Here is a 16,621-nt window from a genome sequence, read left to right as displayed (position 1 = left end):
GTAGGGCAAAATGGCTAGAGCGCAAGAGTTGGCTGCTTTTGAGTATGCCAGAAAATCATCTCCAATGTTTGTCGAGGTCGGCTATGGCGATAATGTCGATTCGATCATCGGATTTTTTGGAGAAATGAACTCAGCAGCCGTCAATCGTGTTTTATCTTTTCAAGGAACTTTGTACCGAGAATTTCGGTTGTTTTCGAAGATTTCGTCTATTCATGATGGGTGTTTTGAGATTGGGTTTAGTTTGGGTGGGAGGGGTGCTTCCGCTCAACTTTTGACGCTCGCAAAAAACGGGAATCTTGATCCGCTCGCCTATCGGCATAGAATACTCTTTATAAGAGCTTATGGTGCCGGTGGCGAAGAAGAAGTACATTTCCATCGCGACAGCCTGTATAGATAGAAATTGAGCGTTATATGACCATTGACAGGGACCTGAGTTCTTTTGATAAAACTCAGATTGAAGACTATGATGTATTAATTGTTACTGCACTTGATGATTTAGAGCAGGTTGCCGTGGATCTTCATCTGACAGCGAATTCGGCACGCAGAGTTCCGGCAACTGATGCTGAGCTAGACATCGGAATCACAAGGTGGCTGCTTCCGAATGCTCGGATTGGGATGGGCAGTGGTGACCTCAAGGTCTTGACTAAATGTCTTGGAGCTGCGGGAAACGCAAATTCGGCGTTAGAAGTCGCACAGTTGATTTACACGCAGCCTAGACCCAAGCTACTGATATTTTGCGGAATTGGTGGATCGCTTAACCCCACGAAAGCGCAATTGGGAAATGTTATTGTTTCTGAGTCGATTCATTGGCGCGGATACGATAAAATTTCAGGCAAGGAAATGTCCCAACGGATGAGATCTAAAAAGCACTTAGATTATCCTGTTAATGATGTACTGCTGCGACACCTTAGAAAGTATGCAAAAGATATTGAGACTGGTGACGCAAGTAAGTCAGTCGTGAGCTTTGATAGTTCGTCCCGAGATTTTATTCAAAAGGTAACAGCTTGGGCTCAAGCGGTTACGAAGGTAGATGATGCCCTTCGAGACGATCTCATTGGTTTTGACCCCTCAATCTATTTCAATAGAAAGGTGCCAATCGTAAAGTTCGGTAAAATATTTAGTTGGGATTTTGTTTTAAACCAAAAAGATGTGAGAGAGGAAATATATGCGGATGATAATGGATATCGGGTTGTAGAGATGGAGTCGGGCGGTATTTCTAAAGCCGCAAAATGGGCAACCGACTACTTCAAGAATACTCCAACCGTTAATGTTGTTTCTATCAGGGGAATATCTGATCTTTGCAATGAAAAAGTAGATGATTTTTTCAGGGATCTGTCGGCTGACCATGCTGCTTCGTTCTTAGTTGGATTTTTAGCGGAACGTTATAATCCCGATTTCTAATCTTGATCACTCCTCCACCGTCCCCCTTAAAGCCTTCACCTCACCCCTGACCTTCTTCGCTTTCAGGCGGCGCTTCACCGATCCGTAGGTCGGCTTCGTCGCCACGCGGCGTTTGGGTTTCTCAGTCGCGCGGACGATCAGCTCGGCGAGGCGCTCGCGGGCGAGGTCGCGGTTGCGGGCCTGTGACCGGGTGTCCTGCACGAAGAGCACCAGCGCGCCGTCCAGCGTCCAGCGCCGCCCCGCCAGCCGCTTTAGCCGCGCCTTGACCGGGTCGGGCAGGCTGGGCGAGCGTTCCGCCTCGAACCGCAGTTCCACCGCCGTCGAGACCTTGTTCACGTTCTGCCCGCCGGGACCGGAGGCGCGGGTGAACTGCTCTGTCAGCTCCCACCCCTGCAGGGTGATGGTGGGGGTGATGAAAAGGTCGTCGGCCATGGGGGACATCTAGTGGATTTGGGGGGTTTTGCCAGTGTGGTGTGTCACACGCCTGAGTGGGGCCACATTTGGCTGCGCCAAACGTTTACCCCCACCGCTTTTTTGTCATTTGCAATGCAAATGACAAAAAAAGGGCTACCCCGGCGATGGGATAGCCCTTTCCTGAATATCGGAGGTGGGTCGGTTAGGGACCACGCATGGCCACCCACCTGAGGGGAATCTCACCCAGGGGCTGCCCTAGATCAGAACCCCCCAAGCTGTCCCGACACACGTCTCCAGAACTTCATGATGCACTGGATCACCTCCTTTCAAATGTTTCGCCTAAGTCCGAAGGTGGCACACATAAAGTGTATGTCAAATTAAAATATACCACCCATCGCGATTATACGCGCGCCTGTGTGACCCGCCCAACAATCAGGCGAAATGGCACGAGCGCTATGAGGGCGACGGCGATTTTCACCGACCAGTCGGCCACGGCGAGTGACACCCAGAGCGGGACGACCGGCCCCATGTTCAGGAACGGCACGGCGTCCTGCGCCCAGATCACCTGATCGGCGGCCATGGCGCTGACGCCGTTGAAGGTGGCGGCAAAGGCGATGGAGAAGAAGATGACCGTATCGACGACGGAGGACACCAGTGTCGAGCCGAGGGGCGCCACCCACCAGACACCCATGCGCAGGCGGTTGAAGACGGCGATGTCCAGCAGTTGCGCCACACCGAAGGCGGTGGCCGAGGCGATGGCGACGCGGATCGGGACGGCGGGGCCGTATTCCAGCTGGATCTGGCTGCCGATCAGGGAACAGACGATGCCGACGATCAGGCCGACCCCCACGACGCGGCGGGCGGCGGAGACGCCGTAGATGCGGTTCATCAGGTCGGTGACGAGGAACGCCAGCGGATAGGTGAACGCGCCCCAGGTCAGCAGGCCGTCGGCGATGAGGAACTGCACGAGGATGTTGGAGGCCACGACAATGGCGGCCATGGCGATCACGCCGGGAAGGATACGAGTCATGATGTGGTCCGTTTTGACAAGGGTGCGGCACTTGGCCCCCGGATCATCCGGGGACGGCGCGGCTTAGCCCTCTGCCCTGTCCGCGTCAATCGGTGACGCGGTATTCGACGATCTGGGTTTGCTGGAAGAACTTGAAATTGTCGTCGGACACCATGGTTAGCCGGATCGCCCCGGTGGCGTCGCGCCAGACGCTGAGGCCTTCGAGGTTGTCGTAGGTGTTCGTGCTGGTCTGGAACAGGGTTTCGGCCTGACCGCCGGTCATGTCGAACCGCCGCACCCGGGACCGGAAGCCGATGCCGGTGAAATCACGCTCCAACAGATAGAACAGGCCGTCGGGGCCGATGTCGGCCCCCACCGGGACGAAGGCATCGGGGCGCGTGATACTGAAGGGCACCGACCAGACGTCGTTCAGAAAGCGGTAGACCGGAAAGGGGCGTGCGGCCTGCCCGGATCGTTCGGGCATGGTGTAGAGGGCGCCGTCGGGTCCAATCGCCAGCGCCTCCAGCGAGCCGTTCCGTTCCATTCCGTTGAAGTCGCGCGGACGCGGCAGATCGGTCCCCGGGCCATCCGGCGTGGTATAGGCGGCGACGCGGGCCGGACCCTCGAACGAGATGTAGATCGTGCCGTCCGGTGCGAGGGCGATGCCTTCGGAATCGCCATTGAGGCGGTTGTTGGCCGCGTCGTGCAGGCGCGATTTTGTCGTGACGTCCATGCCAGAGACGGCCGGCCCCGTGCGGTCGATGGTCCCCTGCCACACAGTGCCGCGATCGCTGACCGCGACATAGGTGAGACCGTCAGCGCTGAGGTCGATGCCGGACAGGCCGCCGAAGTCAGGATCGGGGTTCGTCCAGACAAAGCGGCCGACTTCGGTCACGCCGGGTGCAGCGGTTTCGCCAAAGACCTGACCGCACCCTGCGAGCAGGGCCAGCATGACCAGAAGATGTCGCACGATCAGTTGGCGACGACAGCCGCGCACTGGCCCGGCAAGCTGGCCATGGTCAATTCACGCTTTGGCGCGGGCCGGGGCGCATTCGGATCGGCGGGCGGCGCGGGGCGTGGATTCAGGATGTTGTTCACCCAGTCCTGCGCATCGGCGCAGCCGTCACCAGGCGGCGGCGGGTCCTGCGGTGCGCAGGTCGTGGACCCGGCCGGGCAGTTCAAGCGAACGTGGAAGTGATAGTTGTGACCGTACCACGGCCGCACCTTGCGCAGCCAGCTGCGGTCGCCGGTGGCAGTCTTGCACATCGCAACCTTGGCGCCCGGAAAGATGAAGATGCGTGCGACACGCGGGTCAGAGGCTGCGGCCTTGACGATCGCCTCTTGCTGCGGGGTCCAGCTGCTGTTGACGTAGGCGCCGCCGTTGCGGTCCATCCGGTCCGAGGAGATGTTCTCGCGCTCTGTCCGGGTCAGTCGCATGTTCGTGGCGGGCTTCAGCCAGATATCCGCGTCGAGGCCGATCTGGTGGCTGGCGTGGCCGGTCAGCATCGGGCCGCCGCGTGGCTGGCTCATGTCGCCGAAGTAAAGGCCGTTCCAGCCCGGCTGGGTGGCGGCGGATCGCGACAGGTCCTGCAGGAAATCGACGAGGACCGGCTGGCCCCAGTTCCGGTTGCGCGACAGGCGCATCGCCTGCCAGGTGGGTCCGGTTTCGGGCAGTTGCGCCGCACCGGCCTGACAGCCCTTGGAATAGAAGCCGACGGGTGCGGGGGCCTGCGCCGACGGGCCGGGGATCGTGCCGAAGACCTGCTTGGCAATCCGGGTGTCGTTGGTGTTCTGGCTGGAATAGACGGGCTGGGTCGCCGTGGCGGTTGCGGTGGCAACCTTGGCGTCCTGCTGGCAGGCGGCGAGGCCGGTCAGCAAGGCAATCAGTGCAGCATAGCGGATCATTCGGCGCGGTCTCCGTCCTTGTTGACCCATCTTAACAGGAACAACCCGAAGAGGAACAGGAAGATCACCGGCAAAAAGCCGAGTTGCACGTTGCCTGTCAGAAACGTGAAGAGCGAGATACTGGCGGGCGCGAGGAAGGCCGTGGCCTTGCCGGTCAGGGCAAAGAGGCCGAACGCCTCGGCCGGGCGATCGGGGTGGGTGTGGCGGACCATCATCGACCGGCTTGCGGCATAGATCGACCCGCCCGCGCCGCCGATGACGATTCCGCAGGCGTAAAAGATCAGGTCCGGCACCCGTGACGTATCGGTCAGCGGAAAGAGGAAGAGGTGATCGCGCGACATGCCGACGATCAGGCAGGCGACAACGATCAGCAGCCAGACGCAGACCCGGATGACAGGCTTCGGGCCGTATCTTTGATCCGCCAGACCGCCCGCCCAGGTGAAGATCGCGGCCGCGATGGCGGCGACGATGCCGAAGACGCCGATCTGGATCGTGGTCCATCCCAGCACGAGGGCAGCGTAGATCCCGCCGAAGGCGTAAAGCGCGTTCAAGGCATCGCGGTAGAACATCGAGGACAGCAGGAAATATTTCAGACTGGGGCGGTGCATCACACCGCGCAGGGTATCCTTTAGCTCGTTCCAGACGGCGCCGATCCGCGTGGACCCACCGCCCAGACGCGGGTCGTCGCGGACGAAAAGGAAGAAGGGGATCATGAAGATCGCATACCAGACGGCGATGAACGGACCGACGCTGCGGGTGCCTTCCATCTGCGCCGCGTCGAGACCGAGCGCCGGGGGGTGACCCAGCAGGGTCAGGCCCGTCTCGGGGCTTTCGACGAAGAGCAGCAGCAGGATGAAAAGCGACACCACGCCGCCCCAGTAGCCGAAGGCCGCGCCAGAGCCGGAGATGCGCCCGATCTCTTTTTCCGTGCCGAGGCTGGGCAGGATCGCGTTGACGAAGTTCAGGCCGGATTCGGCGGCGAAGAAGCCGACATAGAAGATGACGAGGATCGTGAAGAGGCCCAGACCGTCCGGCGTCAGGCCCCAGAGGGCCGCACTGGCGAGCACGTAAATCACGGAAAACCCGGCGATCCACGGCATCTTGCGCCCGGAATTATCGGCAAAGGCGCCAAGAAAGGGCGCGGTCAGCGCGATCAGCAAACCGGCGATCGTCTGTCCCGCCGACCAGATCGACTGCGCCTGCGCGTCGGCGGCCAGCTTTTCCATCCCGTCGGCCATGAAGGCATTGGTGGCGACCAGTGCGAAATAGGGACCGAAAACGAAGGTCAGGCCCAGAGTGTAATAGGGTTGCGACGCCCAGTCGAAGGCCATCCAGCCCCAGATCCGCCTTTTGGAAACCGCCACGCCGATCCTCCGCCCCGTGTGACGGGACTAGACACCGGTGTCGTAGGGACTGGCAAGGGCCGGTATCGCGTGGGCGGCGCCCCTGTGGCAAATCGGGCGTAGGGGCTGCGACGCGAGCCGGCGGGTCTTGCCTGATCGTCCCGCAGCCCTTAGGTCGGCGCAAGTGTTGAAGGAGAACCGCCGATGATGTCCCTGTTCCAGATCCTGATGCTGCTGCTGGGCATCGCGCGGTTCTTTATCTTTGCGCATTTCATCATGAGCTGGCTGATCAGTTTCGACGTGCTGAACGTCCGCCAGCCACTGGTGGGCCAGATCTGGTATACCCTGCAGCGGATTCTGGAGCCGATCTATCGCCCGATCCGGAACATTTTGCCCAGCATGGGGGGGATCGACCTGTCCCCTATCGTGGCGCTGATCACAATCGAGATCATCCGCATCCTGCTCGTGAACAACATCGCCTTGTTCTACTGACGCAGGGTTGGGGCGGAACGCTTTTCCGCCCCGTGTCTGCTGTCACGCGATCCGTTCGATGGCCAGCGCGATGCCCTGACCGCCGCCGATGCACATGGTGATCAAGGCGCGTTTGCCCTCGATCCGGTCGAGTTCGTACATCGCCTTGACCGTGATGATCGCCCCTGTCGCACCCACCGGATGACCCAACGCGATCGCGCCGCCGTTCGGATTGACCTTGGCGGGATCGAAGCCAAGCTCCTTGCTGACCGCGAGCGCCTGCGCGGCAAAGGCCTCGTTGCTTTCGATCACGTCGAAATCGTCGGCCTTCAGGCCGGTCCGGTCCAGCAGCTTGCGCACGGCGGGCACGGGGCCGATCCCCATCACCTCTGGCCGCACGCCGGCGTGGGCGTAGCCCAGCACGCGGAACCGCGGGGTCAGGCCCGCGCGTTCCGCCGCATCCATACGGGCGAGCGTGATCGCCGCCGCGCCGTCATTCAGGCCGGAGGCGTTGCCGGCGGTCACGGTGCCGTCCTTGCGGAAGGCGGGGCGCAGACCGGCCAGCGCTTCTGCCGTGGTGGCCTTGGGGTGTTCGTCAGTTTTGAAGTCATAGGTCTCGCGCCGGGTCTTCAGTTCCACCGGCACGATCTGGCTGTTGAAGCGCCCCTTTGCGATGGCCTTTGCCGCGCGTTGCTGGCTTTCGAGGGCGAAGGCGTCCTGCGCCGCGCGGCTGACGTCGTGTTCCGCGCTGACATTTTCCGCCGTGATCCCCATGTGGCCGGTGCCGAAGGGGCAATTGAGCGCGCCCAGCATCATGTCGCGGGTCTTGATGTCGCCCATCTTGGCGCCCCAGCGCTGGTCGCTGATGATGAAGGGGGACCGCGACATGTTCTCGGCCCCGCCCGCGAGGCCGAAGTCGGCGTCGCCCAGTTGCAGCGCCTGCACGATCGATACGATGGCCTGCACGCCGGACCCGCAGAGGCGGTTGACGTTCATGGCAGGCGTCGTGTCGGGCACGCCCGCCTCGATCGCCGCGACGCGGGACAGGTACATGTCCCGCGGTTCGGTGTTGATGACGTGACCGAAGGCGACGTGACCGATCTGCGCGGCCTCCAGCCCGCTGCGGGCGATGGCCGCGCGCGCGACGGTGGCGCCCAGCGTGATCGGTGGCGTGCCCGCCAACGCCCCGCCGAACGTGCCGATGGCGGTGCGTGCGCCGCCCAGAATAACGATGTCTGTCATGGAATGATCCCCCTGCTTTGGCGGCAAGATGGCAAGCGGTCGCCCCGGACACCAGAGAAACCTTTGGTCACCTGCGGCAAAGGGTACGTCCCCGCTGTGCCGCCTGCGCGGATGCCTTATGTAGCACGTGAAAGAAGGGGCCCAGATGTTGTTGACTGTCACGAACCTGCGCAAGACCTATGCCACCGCCGACGGCGCCTTTGACGTGCTGCGCGGCGTCGACCTGTCACTGGATGCGGGGCAGACGCTGGCCCTGACCGGTGAAAGCGGGTCCGGCAAAAGCACGTTGTTGCACCTGATCGGCGGGCTGGATGTGCCTGACGCCGGGCAGATCATGCTGGACGGCACCGATCTGACCGCGCTGGACGATGCCGGGCGCGCCCGGATGCGGCGCGAGACGGTCGGCGTCGTGTTCCAGCAGTTCAACCTGATCCCGTCGCTGCGGGTGGTGGACAACATCGCATTTCAGGCACGTCTGACGGGGCGTCACGATGCGGACTGGTGTGCGGCACTGGCCGCGCGCATGGGCCTGACCCCGCAGTTACGCAAATACCCCGAGCAGTTGTCAGGGGGTCAGCAACAGCGGGTGGCGATTGCCCGCACGTTGGCGCCGCGTCCACGACTGGTGCTGGCGGATGAACCCACCGGCAACCTGGACGAGGCGGCGGCGGCGCAGGTGCTGGCGCTGATGCTGGAACTGGTGACGGATACGGGCGCTGGCCTGCTGATGGTCACCCACTCTGACAGGCTGGCCGGGCAGATGCAGCGGCGGCTTCACCTGACGACCGGCGTGATTGCATGACGGTCACCGTTTTTCGTGCCTTGCTGTCTCACTGGTGGCGCAACCCGTTGCAATTGTTCACGCTGCTGGCGGGCCTTGCACTGGCGACGGCTCTGTGGTCCGGCGTGCAGGCGATCAATGCCGAGGCGCGCGCCAGTTACGACGCCGCCGCAGCCACGCTGGGTGAAGGCACATTCGATCAGCTGACCCGCACCGATGGCCAACCGATGACGCAAGAGGCCTATGTCGCCCTGCGGCGCGCGGGTTGGCTGGTGTCGCCCGTAACCGAAGGGCGGCTGGACGGCGTGCGGATCGTCGGTCTGGACCCGCTGACGGCCCCCGGCGGATTGGGGCCCGTGCGGATCGCCGACGGGGCCGAGGTCGGTGCGTTCCTGTCCGGCCCCGGTCAGGTCTTTAGTCGGGCAGAGGCGCTGGCCGCTCTGCCGGACGGGCCTGACAAGATACCGTCGCCAGACGTGGCCCCCGATACGGTCATCACCGATATCGGCGTGGCCCAGCGCCTGCTGGATCGGCCCGGTCAGATCGACCGGCTGATCGTCGCAAAGGTGCAGCCCATAGGGCAACCGCCGCTGACCGAGGTCGCGCCCGACCTGACGCGGAAGGTCGCCCAAAGCGGCTCTGATCTGGGGCGTTTGACGGATAGTTTCCATCTGAACCTGACGGCGTTCGGGTTGCTGTCCTTTGCCGTCGGCATCTTCATCGTCAATGGCGCCATCGGATTGGCATTCGAGCAGCGTCGCCCGGTCGTGCGGACCCTGCGGGCACTGGGCGTGCCGCTGCGGCGGCTGATGGTCCTGATGGCCGCGGAACTGGCGGTGATGGCGCTGGTCGCGGGCGGGATCGGGGTCGCGCTGGGCTATGTCATCGCGTCACTGCTGTTGCCCGATGTCGCGGCGACATTGCAGGGGCTTTATGGCGCCACCGTCGCAGGGACGTTGCAGTTGCGGCCCGTTTGGTGGGCATCCGGCCTTGCCATCGCGTTTGGCGGGACGGCGATGGCTTCTGCCGCCGCGTTCTGGCGGCTGGCGCATCTGCCGCTGCTGGCCGGCGGATCGCCCCGCGCGCTGAGCATGGCGGCGGGACGGTCCGCCCGCCTGCAGGCCGCAGTGGCGCTGGTGCTGTTGATCACGTCCGGCGTCCTGGCCCTGACGGCGCAGGGTCTGGTGGCCGGTTTCGCCTTGTTGGGGTCTATGTTGATCGGTGCGGCGCTGGCGCTGCCTTTGATCCTTGACCGGGTGCTTGCCGTGGCAGAGGGGCTGGCAAAGGGGGTCCGCGCCCAGTGGTTCTGGGCCGATACCCGGCAGCAGTTGCCGGGCCTGTCGCTGGCACTGGCGGCCCTGCTGCTGGCGATGGCGGCGAATGTCGGCGTCTCGACCATGGTCAGCAGCTTTCGCCTGACCTTTACGGGGTTCCTCGACCAGCGGCTGGCGTCAGAGCTTTATGTCACCGCCACAGACCCCGCCCAAGCCGCGCAGATGGTGGATTACGCAACGCCGCGCGTTCGGGCGATCTTGCCGATCCAGTCCGCGCCCGCACAGATCGCGGGTTTCCCGGCAGAGGTCTTTGGTGCGCGGGACGATGCGACCTACCGCGACAACTGGACCTTTCTGACGGCGATTGCCGCACCCTGGGACGCGGTCGTCAGCGGTGACGGCATTCTGATCAATGAACAGCTGTCGCGCCGATCCGGACTGTCGCTGGGCGATAAAGTCACCCTGGGCGGTCGGGATTTCGCGGTCGCCGGAGTCTATGGCGATTATGGCAATCCGATCGGGCAGGCGATCCTGACGGAAACCGCCTTCAAGGCCCTTTACCCCGAGATAGAGCCGCTACGCTTTGGCCTGCGGATGCCGGCGGAGGATGTGCCAGCGCTGGTCACGGCGCTGGAGCGTGATGTCGGGATACCTGCGGCGAACACGATCAATCAGGCGGGCATCAAACGGTTTTCCCTTGATATCTTTGACCGGACGTTCACGGTCACGACCGCGCTGAACATTCTGACGTTGACCGTCGCGGGCTTTGCCATCCTGATGAGCCTGCTGACCCTTGCCGCCCTGCGGGTGCCGCAACTTGCCCCTGCCTGGGCGATGGGGCTGACACGGCGGGAGCTTGGGCTGCTTGAACTGGTCCGGGCGGTCCTGCTGGCCGTCCTGACGGCCCTTGTGGCCTTGCCCCTGGGGCTGGCGCTGGCCTGGGCGCTGTTGGCGGTCGTCAATGTCGCGGCCTTCGGCTGGCGGCTGCCGATGTATGTGTTTCCGCTCGATTACCTGCGGCTGGGCGGCTTTGCCCTGCTGGCCGCCGCGCTGGCGGCCCTGTGGCCCGCGTGGCGACTGGCACGCACGCCGCCGAGCGACTTGCTGAAGGTGTTTTCCAATGAACGTTAAGGCTCTGATCCTATGTTTTATGCCTGTGTTCGCGCAGGCGCAGGGATTTTCCGGCATGGCCAGCGATGCGACGGGTTTCACCCTGCCGCAGCCGGATCCTCAGTTCACATTTCCCGCCGATCACGGCGCGCACCCGGATTTCAGGATCGAATGGTGGTATGTGACCGCCAACCTGACGGGTCCGGACGGCACGGCTTATGGTCTGCAATGGACTCTTTTCCGGTCTGCCATGGCGCCCGAGACGCAAGATGGATGGGCCGATCCGCAATTGTGGATGGGTCACGCGGCGGTGACCACACCGACGGCGCATTACGTGACCGAACGGCTGGCGCGGGGCGGGATCGGTCAGGCCGGCGTCGTTGCAGACCCGTTTCAGGCGTGGATCGACGATTGGCGGTTCGACGGGATCGACAGCGGCACCCTGCGCGCGACCGGGCCCGATTTCGGATACGACGTGTCCCTGACCGCGCAGGGTCCGCTGGTGCGGCAGGGCGAGGATGGCTATTCCGTCAAGTCCACCAGCGATCAGGCGTCCTATTACTATTCGCAGCCGTTCTATCGCATCACGGGCACGCTGCATCTGCCGGATGGCGACATTCCGGTGACGGGCACCGGTTGGCTGGACCGCGAATGGTCGAGTCAGCCGTTGGCGGACATCCAGACTGGCTGGGACTGGTTTTCCATCGCGTTCGACGCGGGCACGCGGATGATGGTCTACAGGCTGCGGCAGCGTGACGGCGCGGACTACTATTCCGCCACATGGATCGCCGCGGACGGCACGCCCACCCCCTATACGAACGGCGAGGTTTTGGCCGTGCCTTTGCAGGATACCCGGGTTGACGGTCACACGGTCCCGACGCGCTGGCACGTGACATTGCCAGCGCAGGGTGTTGACGTCACCGTCGCCGCGGTCAACACGGATGCGTGGATGACCACCAGCATTCCGTATTGGGAAGGTCCGGTGACCATCGACGGCAGCGCCAAGGGCGTCGGCTATCTGGAGATGACAGGCTATGAGTGAGTGGTTCGAGACGCTGGCGGGATTGCACGACCAGGTCTGGCAGCGGCTGGGACGCGGCGTTGCGGATCGTCGCGCACCGGGCCGGCAACCGACCCTCGCCACGGTCAGCGCCGATGGCTGGCCAGAGGCGCGCACCGTCGTATTGCGCCGGGCTGAGCGACCAGCTGCGCTGCTGGAGGTCTATACCGACAGCATGTCCGACAAGATCGCCAGCTTGGGTCGGCTGCCCCGCGCCGCCCTGCACGTATGGGAGCCGAAACTGGATTTTCAGATGCGGCTGCAGGCGGATGTAACACTGTTGCAGGGCGATGCCGTCGCCAACCGGTGGGAGTCCGTGCCGGACATCGCGCGTTTGTCCTACGGCGTGACACCGCCGCCGGGCGCACCCATCGCCGCAGCGCTGGATTATGACAAAACCCCGGATCAGAGCCGCTTTTGCGTGCTGTCACTGACGTTGACCCATATCGACGTGGTGCATCTGGGCGATGCTCACCGCCGGGCCGCCTTTCGCGCGGACGATGGCTGGGCCGGCCAGTGGCTCGTCCCGTGAACGGCGACCTGCCTTTCGTCAAGGATCTGGTGCTGGTGGGCGGCGGGCATACGCATGCACTGGTGCTGCGCAAATGGGGCATGAAGGCGCTGTCGGGGGTGCGGGTCACGCTGATCAACCCCGGTTCGACGGCCGCCTATTCAGGCATGTTGCCGGGATTCGTGGCTGGCCATTACAGCCGCGACGATCTGGATATCGACCTCGTGCGGTTGGCACGGTTCGCGGGGGCCCGGCTGATCGACGGGGCCGTGACGGCCATCGACCCGGTGACACGGCTGATCACCGTGCCTGACCGGCCGCCCGTGGCCTACGATGTCCTCAGCCTCGACGTCGGGATCACGTCAGAAATGCCCGCCCTGCCCGGTTTTGCCGAACATGCAGTGCCGGCAAAACCGCTGGGGCCGTTTGCCGGCCGCTGGGATGCGTTCCGAAACGCCGCGACAATGCCGCATGTCGCCGTGATCGGCGGCGGCGTGGCGGGTGCGGAACTGGCGATGGCCATGGCCCACAGCCTGCGCGCGCGCGGGCTGACGCCGGTCCTGCATCTGATCGATCGCGGCAAGGTCGTCGACACGCTGGGGGTGACTGCACGTCGCAAGATGCTGTCGGCGCTGCAACAAAACGGCGTCACGCTGGTCGAGCATGCCGAGGTGACGGAGATCGCTTCGGATCATGTGGCACTGTCCGATGGCCGCAAGATTCCATCCGGCTTTACCACCGGTGCTGCCGGGGCCAGACCGCATGACTGGCAGGCCCGCATCGGGCTGGATGTGCACGACGGGTTCATCGCCGTGGACGGGCATCTGCAATCCTCTGACCCCGCGATCTTTGCCGTGGGCGATTGCGCCCACCTGACACAAGCGCCCCGCCCCAAGGCCGGAGTCTTTGCCGTGCGGCAGGCGCCGGTGTTGTTCGACAACCTGCGCGCCGCGCTGTCCGGCGGGCAGATGCGAACCTACAAGCCGCAAAAGGACTATCTGAAGCTGATCTCGCTGGGCGGCAAGGCGGCACTGGCCGAACGCTTCGGCACGGGGCTGGCGGGGCCGCTGCTGTGGCGGTGGAAGGATCATATCGACCGCAAATTCATGCGGCAATTCGACGATCTGACCTTTATGGGGCAACCGGACCTGCCGCTGACGCGGGCCGAAGGATTGACCGAAGCGCTGGGCGACAAGCCGATGTGCGGCGGCTGCGGGGCCAAGGTCGGTCGCGGTGCGCTGCGCGCGGCGCTGGCGGACCTGCCGCCACCGGACCGGGCGGATGTGGTCGTAGTGCCGGGCGACGATGCGGGGCTGTTGCGGATGGGCGATGTGCGGCAGGTCATCAGCACCGATCACCTGCGCGCGCTGACCGCCGATCCGGTCGTGATGACCCGGATCACCGTCAACCATGCGCTGGGCGACATCTGGGCGATGGGGGCTGCGCCGCAGGCCGCGACGGTCAACCTGATCCTGCCGAAACTGTCGGCCGATCTGCAGACCCGCACCCTGCGCGAGATCATGGAGACGGCCCACGCCGGCCTGACGGCGGCGGGTGCGGCGATCGTGGGTGGTCATACCTCGGTCGGGTCGGAACTGACGATCGGCTTTACGGTGACGGGCCTGTGCACGCGTGCGCCGATCACCCTGCGCGGCGCGCGGCCCGGCGATGCGCTGATCCTGACGAAACCGCTGGGCAGCGGCGTCATCATGGCAGCCGAGATGGCGGGACAGGCGCGCGGCGATACGGTGGCGGCGGCGCTGGTCCAGATGTGTCAGCCGCAGGCGCGAGCGAGCGAGATCCTGTGCGGGGCCCATGCGATGACCGATGTGACGGGGTTCGGGCTGGCGGGGCATCTGTCGGGAATCGGCGACGCCTCTGGCACCGGGGCGCAGCTGACGCTGGCGGATATTCCTGTGATGACAGGAGCAGTGGCGCTGGCGCAGCAAGGTGTGCATTCGACACTGTTGCGGGACAATATCGCCGGAAGTGGTCCCGTGACGGGGCCGATGGGTGCGATGACGGACCTGCTTTACGATCCGCAGACGGCGGGAGGATTGCTGGCTGCGGTCGCGGCAGAGGAGGCGGCAGATCTGGTCCGGCAGTTGCAGGATGCAGGATACACGCAGGCCACGATCATCGGCCATGTGACCGACAGCATCGGCATCACGCTGGTTTAAAGGGTCCGGACAAGGGCTGCCAGATCGTCGGCCGCCCGCGCGCGGCCTGCGGCGTCGAGCGTGTCCGTCGCCACCTCGCCCAGCCAGTCGCGGTCGTCGACCCGGCGGGATCTGGCGTAAGCCGCATCGTAGTGACGGTCCATCAGCGAGGTCGCCAGCCCAGTGAAATCGCCGGCGTCCAGCATGGCTTCCCAGTCGTCGACGACCGCGTGGCCACGCAGGTTCCGCAGGGGCTGCAGGCGGGCGCGCAGGGCGGCGGGGTCGGCAATGATGTCCGCGTAAGCCTCTGTCAGATAGGCGGCCCGTGCGGCCAAGGGGGCCTTGACGTTGATCCGCGGGGCGGCGGTCATGCGCGCCCAGATCTGCTTGGGCAGGACGATCTGGCCGATCTTGCTGCTTTCGGCCTCGACGATCGTGGGCATGTCGGGGTCCAGCGCCGACAGGGCCTGTGCAAGCTGCGATTCAAAGCCCTTCTGCGCCGGTTGCCCGCCCGCCACACCACCCAAAAGCGACCCACGGTGGGCGGCCAATCCTTCCAGATCAAGAATTTGCACGCCCCGATCAGCCAGCAGATGCAGCAAGGCCGTCTTGGCCGTGCCGGTGTAGCCGTCGAGCAGGATCAACCGGTGCGGCACCCGGTCGATATAAAGCGCGTCGTGCACCAGACGGCGGTAGGTCTGGTAGCCGCCCTTGATCGTGTCCGCGCGCCAGCCGATCTGTTGCAGGATCGAGGCGAAGGAGCCGGAGCGTTGGCCGCCGCGCCAGCAATAGACCAGCGGCTGCCATGCGCCGTCGTGCTGCGCCAGCGGCCCGTCGACGTGATCGGCCACGTTGCGGGCGACCATCGCGGCACCGATCTTGCGGGCGTCGAAGGCGCTGACCTGCTTGTAGATCGTGCCGACCTCGGCCCGCTGGTCGTTGGACAGGGCAGGCAGGTTGATGGCACCGGGGATGTGATCCTCGGCGAATTCGGCGGGGCTGCGCACGTCGATCACGGTATCGAACCCGTGGTCCATCAGCGCGCGCAGGGTGTCAAAGGTCTGGGGCATGGGTCAGGCCATGGGGCGCAAGGGCGTGCGGCCATTGTCGTCGAGCGTGAACCACCGACCATCGTCCAGCACCGCAGGCACCAGGGACCGCCCGTAGCCAGCACCGCCATCGAGGTCGATCCTGTTGCCGAAGTGTTCCGGCGCATCAAGCGCCGTGTGCCCGTGCACCACCATGACCCCGTGATCGTCGGTGTTGTCCAGCCAGCCGTCGCGAATCCAGATCAGGTCATCCTCGACCTGATCGGCCAGTGCCACACCGGGGCGGATACCGGCGTGGACGAAAAGCTGCCCCTCTGCCGCGTGGATCAACGGCAGCGTCGCCAGCAACTGCCGGTGCGCCTGCGGCACCAGATCGCGGGCGCGGCCAACCAGTTCCTGAAGCGTCAGGTCACCATCGGTCGTGGGATAGCTGACCAGCACCTCGCGTCCCGCGTCATCCTTGATGAACGCGGCGGGGCCTTCCGGGATGATGCCATAGGATGCGAGGGTCTTGTCGCCGCCCAGACGCGGATTGAGCCATGACAGACCCGACTTGATAGCCACGTCATGCGTCTCTCCGTTTTCGAGGAAGCGTTCGAACATGCGGTCGTGGTTGCCCTTGATCAGATGCCAGTCAAAGCCGGCGTCGCGTCCCTTGATCAATTCGTCCAGAACGCCGCGGCTGTCGGGGCCACGGTCGGTATAGTCGCCCAGAAAGACGACCGGTTTGCCGGCCCCGCCGTCGGCGGCGATCAGCACCAACGCGCGGTCGAGCATGGCGCGCTGGCCGTGAATGTCACCGATGGCGTAGATCATGCTGCAGTCCCTTTGTGCGTCGGGGCCTGACTTAGCAGACGCCGCGCGGATTGACAGCACTGGAGCCTCCGGCGGG

Annotated in this window: 16 protein-coding genes; 8 read left to right on the top strand and 8 right to left on the bottom strand. The window is 64.2% G+C overall.

Features of this window, described 5'->3' with window-relative positions:
• Window positions 1–10: 10 nt before the first annotated feature.
• Window positions 11–397, top strand: coding sequence for a hypothetical protein (locus GLR48_RS05460; RefSeq protein ID WP_237059438.1), 387 nt, complete (start codon window positions 11–13; stop codon window positions 395–397).
• A 14-nt stretch (window positions 398–411) separates the two neighbouring features.
• Window positions 412–1,401, top strand: a complete 990-nt coding sequence (locus GLR48_RS05455; RefSeq protein WP_237059437.1) for a phosphorylase family protein — start codon at window positions 412–414, stop codon at window positions 1,399–1,401.
• Between the two features lie 6 nt (window positions 1,402–1,407).
• Here the strand turns inward: GLR48_RS05455 and arfB are convergent, their stop codons facing one another.
• From arfB to GLR48_RS05430, 5 genes are all read right to left on the bottom strand, one after another.
• Entirely contained in the window at window positions 1,408–1,833 is a 426-nt protein-coding gene (arfB, locus tag GLR48_RS05450; protein ID WP_237059436.1) for an alternative ribosome rescue aminoacyl-tRNA hydrolase ArfB, read from the bottom strand.
• Window positions 1,834–2,215: 382 nt separating this feature from the next.
• A complete protein-coding gene (locus GLR48_RS05445; RefSeq protein ID WP_237059435.1) occupies window positions 2,216–2,845 on the bottom strand; it encodes a queuosine precursor transporter in 630 nt (209 codons plus the stop codon).
• An 85-nt stretch (window positions 2,846–2,930) separates the two neighbouring features.
• Entirely contained in the window at window positions 2,931–3,794 is an 864-nt protein-coding gene (locus GLR48_RS05440; RefSeq protein WP_237059432.1) for an esterase-like activity of phytase family protein, read from the bottom strand.
• A gap of 2 nt (window positions 3,795–3,796) precedes the next feature.
• Window positions 3,797–4,729 (bottom strand): penicillin-insensitive murein endopeptidase, encoded by a 933-nt coding sequence (gene mepA / locus GLR48_RS05435; protein WP_237059431.1) that lies wholly within the window; start codon window positions 4,727–4,729, stop codon window positions 3,797–3,799.
• Window positions 4,726–6,093 carry an MFS transporter gene (locus GLR48_RS05430; RefSeq protein ID WP_237059429.1) on the bottom strand — a complete coding sequence of 456 codons (1,368 nt, stop codon included), beginning with the start codon at window positions 6,091–6,093 and terminating at the stop codon, window positions 4,726–4,728. Before GLR48_RS05430 ends, mepA begins: the two co-directional genes overlap by 4 nt.
• A gap of 183 nt (window positions 6,094–6,276) precedes the next feature.
• On the opposite strand from GLR48_RS05430, the gene GLR48_RS05425 reads away from it, so the two are divergent.
• A complete protein-coding gene (locus GLR48_RS05425; protein ID WP_237059427.1) occupies window positions 6,277–6,564 on the top strand; it encodes a YggT family protein in 288 nt (95 codons plus the stop codon).
• 42 nt (window positions 6,565–6,606) lie between these two features.
• On the opposite strand, the gene GLR48_RS05420 is transcribed toward GLR48_RS05425, so the two are convergent.
• On the bottom strand, window positions 6,607–7,785 hold the full coding sequence (locus tag GLR48_RS05420; RefSeq protein WP_237059426.1) for an acetyl-CoA C-acyltransferase family protein: 1,179 nt from the start codon (window positions 7,783–7,785) through the stop codon (window positions 6,607–6,609).
• Window positions 7,786–7,930: 145 nt separating this feature from the next.
• Here GLR48_RS05420 and GLR48_RS05415 point away from each other — a divergent pair, with 145 nt between their 5' ends.
• From GLR48_RS05415 to selD, 5 genes are read left to right on the top strand one after another with little or no spacing between them, the layout of a single operon-like run.
• A complete protein-coding gene (locus GLR48_RS05415; RefSeq protein ID WP_237059424.1) occupies window positions 7,931–8,587 on the top strand; it encodes an ABC transporter ATP-binding protein in 657 nt (218 codons plus the stop codon).
• Window positions 8,584–10,971 carry an ABC transporter permease gene (locus tag GLR48_RS05410; RefSeq protein ID WP_237059422.1) on the top strand — a complete coding sequence of 796 codons (2,388 nt, stop codon included), beginning with the start codon at window positions 8,584–8,586 and terminating at the stop codon, window positions 10,969–10,971. Before GLR48_RS05415 ends, GLR48_RS05410 begins: the two co-directional genes overlap by 4 nt.
• Entirely contained in the window at window positions 10,961–11,992 is a 1,032-nt protein-coding gene (locus GLR48_RS05405) for a lipocalin-like domain-containing protein (protein ID WP_237059420.1), read from the top strand. Before GLR48_RS05410 ends, GLR48_RS05405 begins: the two co-directional genes overlap by 11 nt.
• Window positions 11,985–12,542, top strand: a complete 558-nt coding sequence (locus GLR48_RS05400) for a pyridoxamine 5'-phosphate oxidase family protein (RefSeq protein ID WP_237059418.1) — start codon at window positions 11,985–11,987, stop codon at window positions 12,540–12,542. The genes GLR48_RS05405 and GLR48_RS05400 overlap by 8 nt, the downstream gene beginning before the upstream one ends.
• Window positions 12,539–14,701, top strand: coding sequence for a selenide, water dikinase SelD (gene selD / locus GLR48_RS05395; protein ID WP_237059416.1), 2,163 nt, complete (start codon window positions 12,539–12,541; stop codon window positions 14,699–14,701). The genes GLR48_RS05400 and selD overlap by 4 nt, the downstream gene beginning before the upstream one ends.
• On the opposite strand, the gene mnmH is transcribed toward selD, so the two are convergent.
• Window positions 14,698–15,750 (bottom strand): tRNA 2-selenouridine(34) synthase MnmH, encoded by a 1,053-nt coding sequence (mnmH, locus tag GLR48_RS05390; RefSeq protein WP_237059414.1) that lies wholly within the window; start codon window positions 15,748–15,750, stop codon window positions 14,698–14,700. The genes selD and mnmH overlap by 4 nt on opposite strands.
• 3 nt (window positions 15,751–15,753) lie before the next feature.
• Complete coding sequence (locus GLR48_RS05385) at window positions 15,754–16,545, bottom strand: metallophosphoesterase (RefSeq protein WP_237059412.1); 792 nt, start codon at window positions 16,543–16,545, stop codon at window positions 15,754–15,756.
• Window positions 16,546–16,621 lie beyond the last annotated feature (76 nt).

The organism is Loktanella sp. M215 (assembly GCF_021735925.1).
Lineage (GTDB): Bacteria > Pseudomonadota > Alphaproteobacteria > Rhodobacterales > Rhodobacteraceae > Loktanella.
Note: the sequence above shows the minus strand (reverse complement) of the source record. Positions and strands in the feature narration are given on the sequence as shown.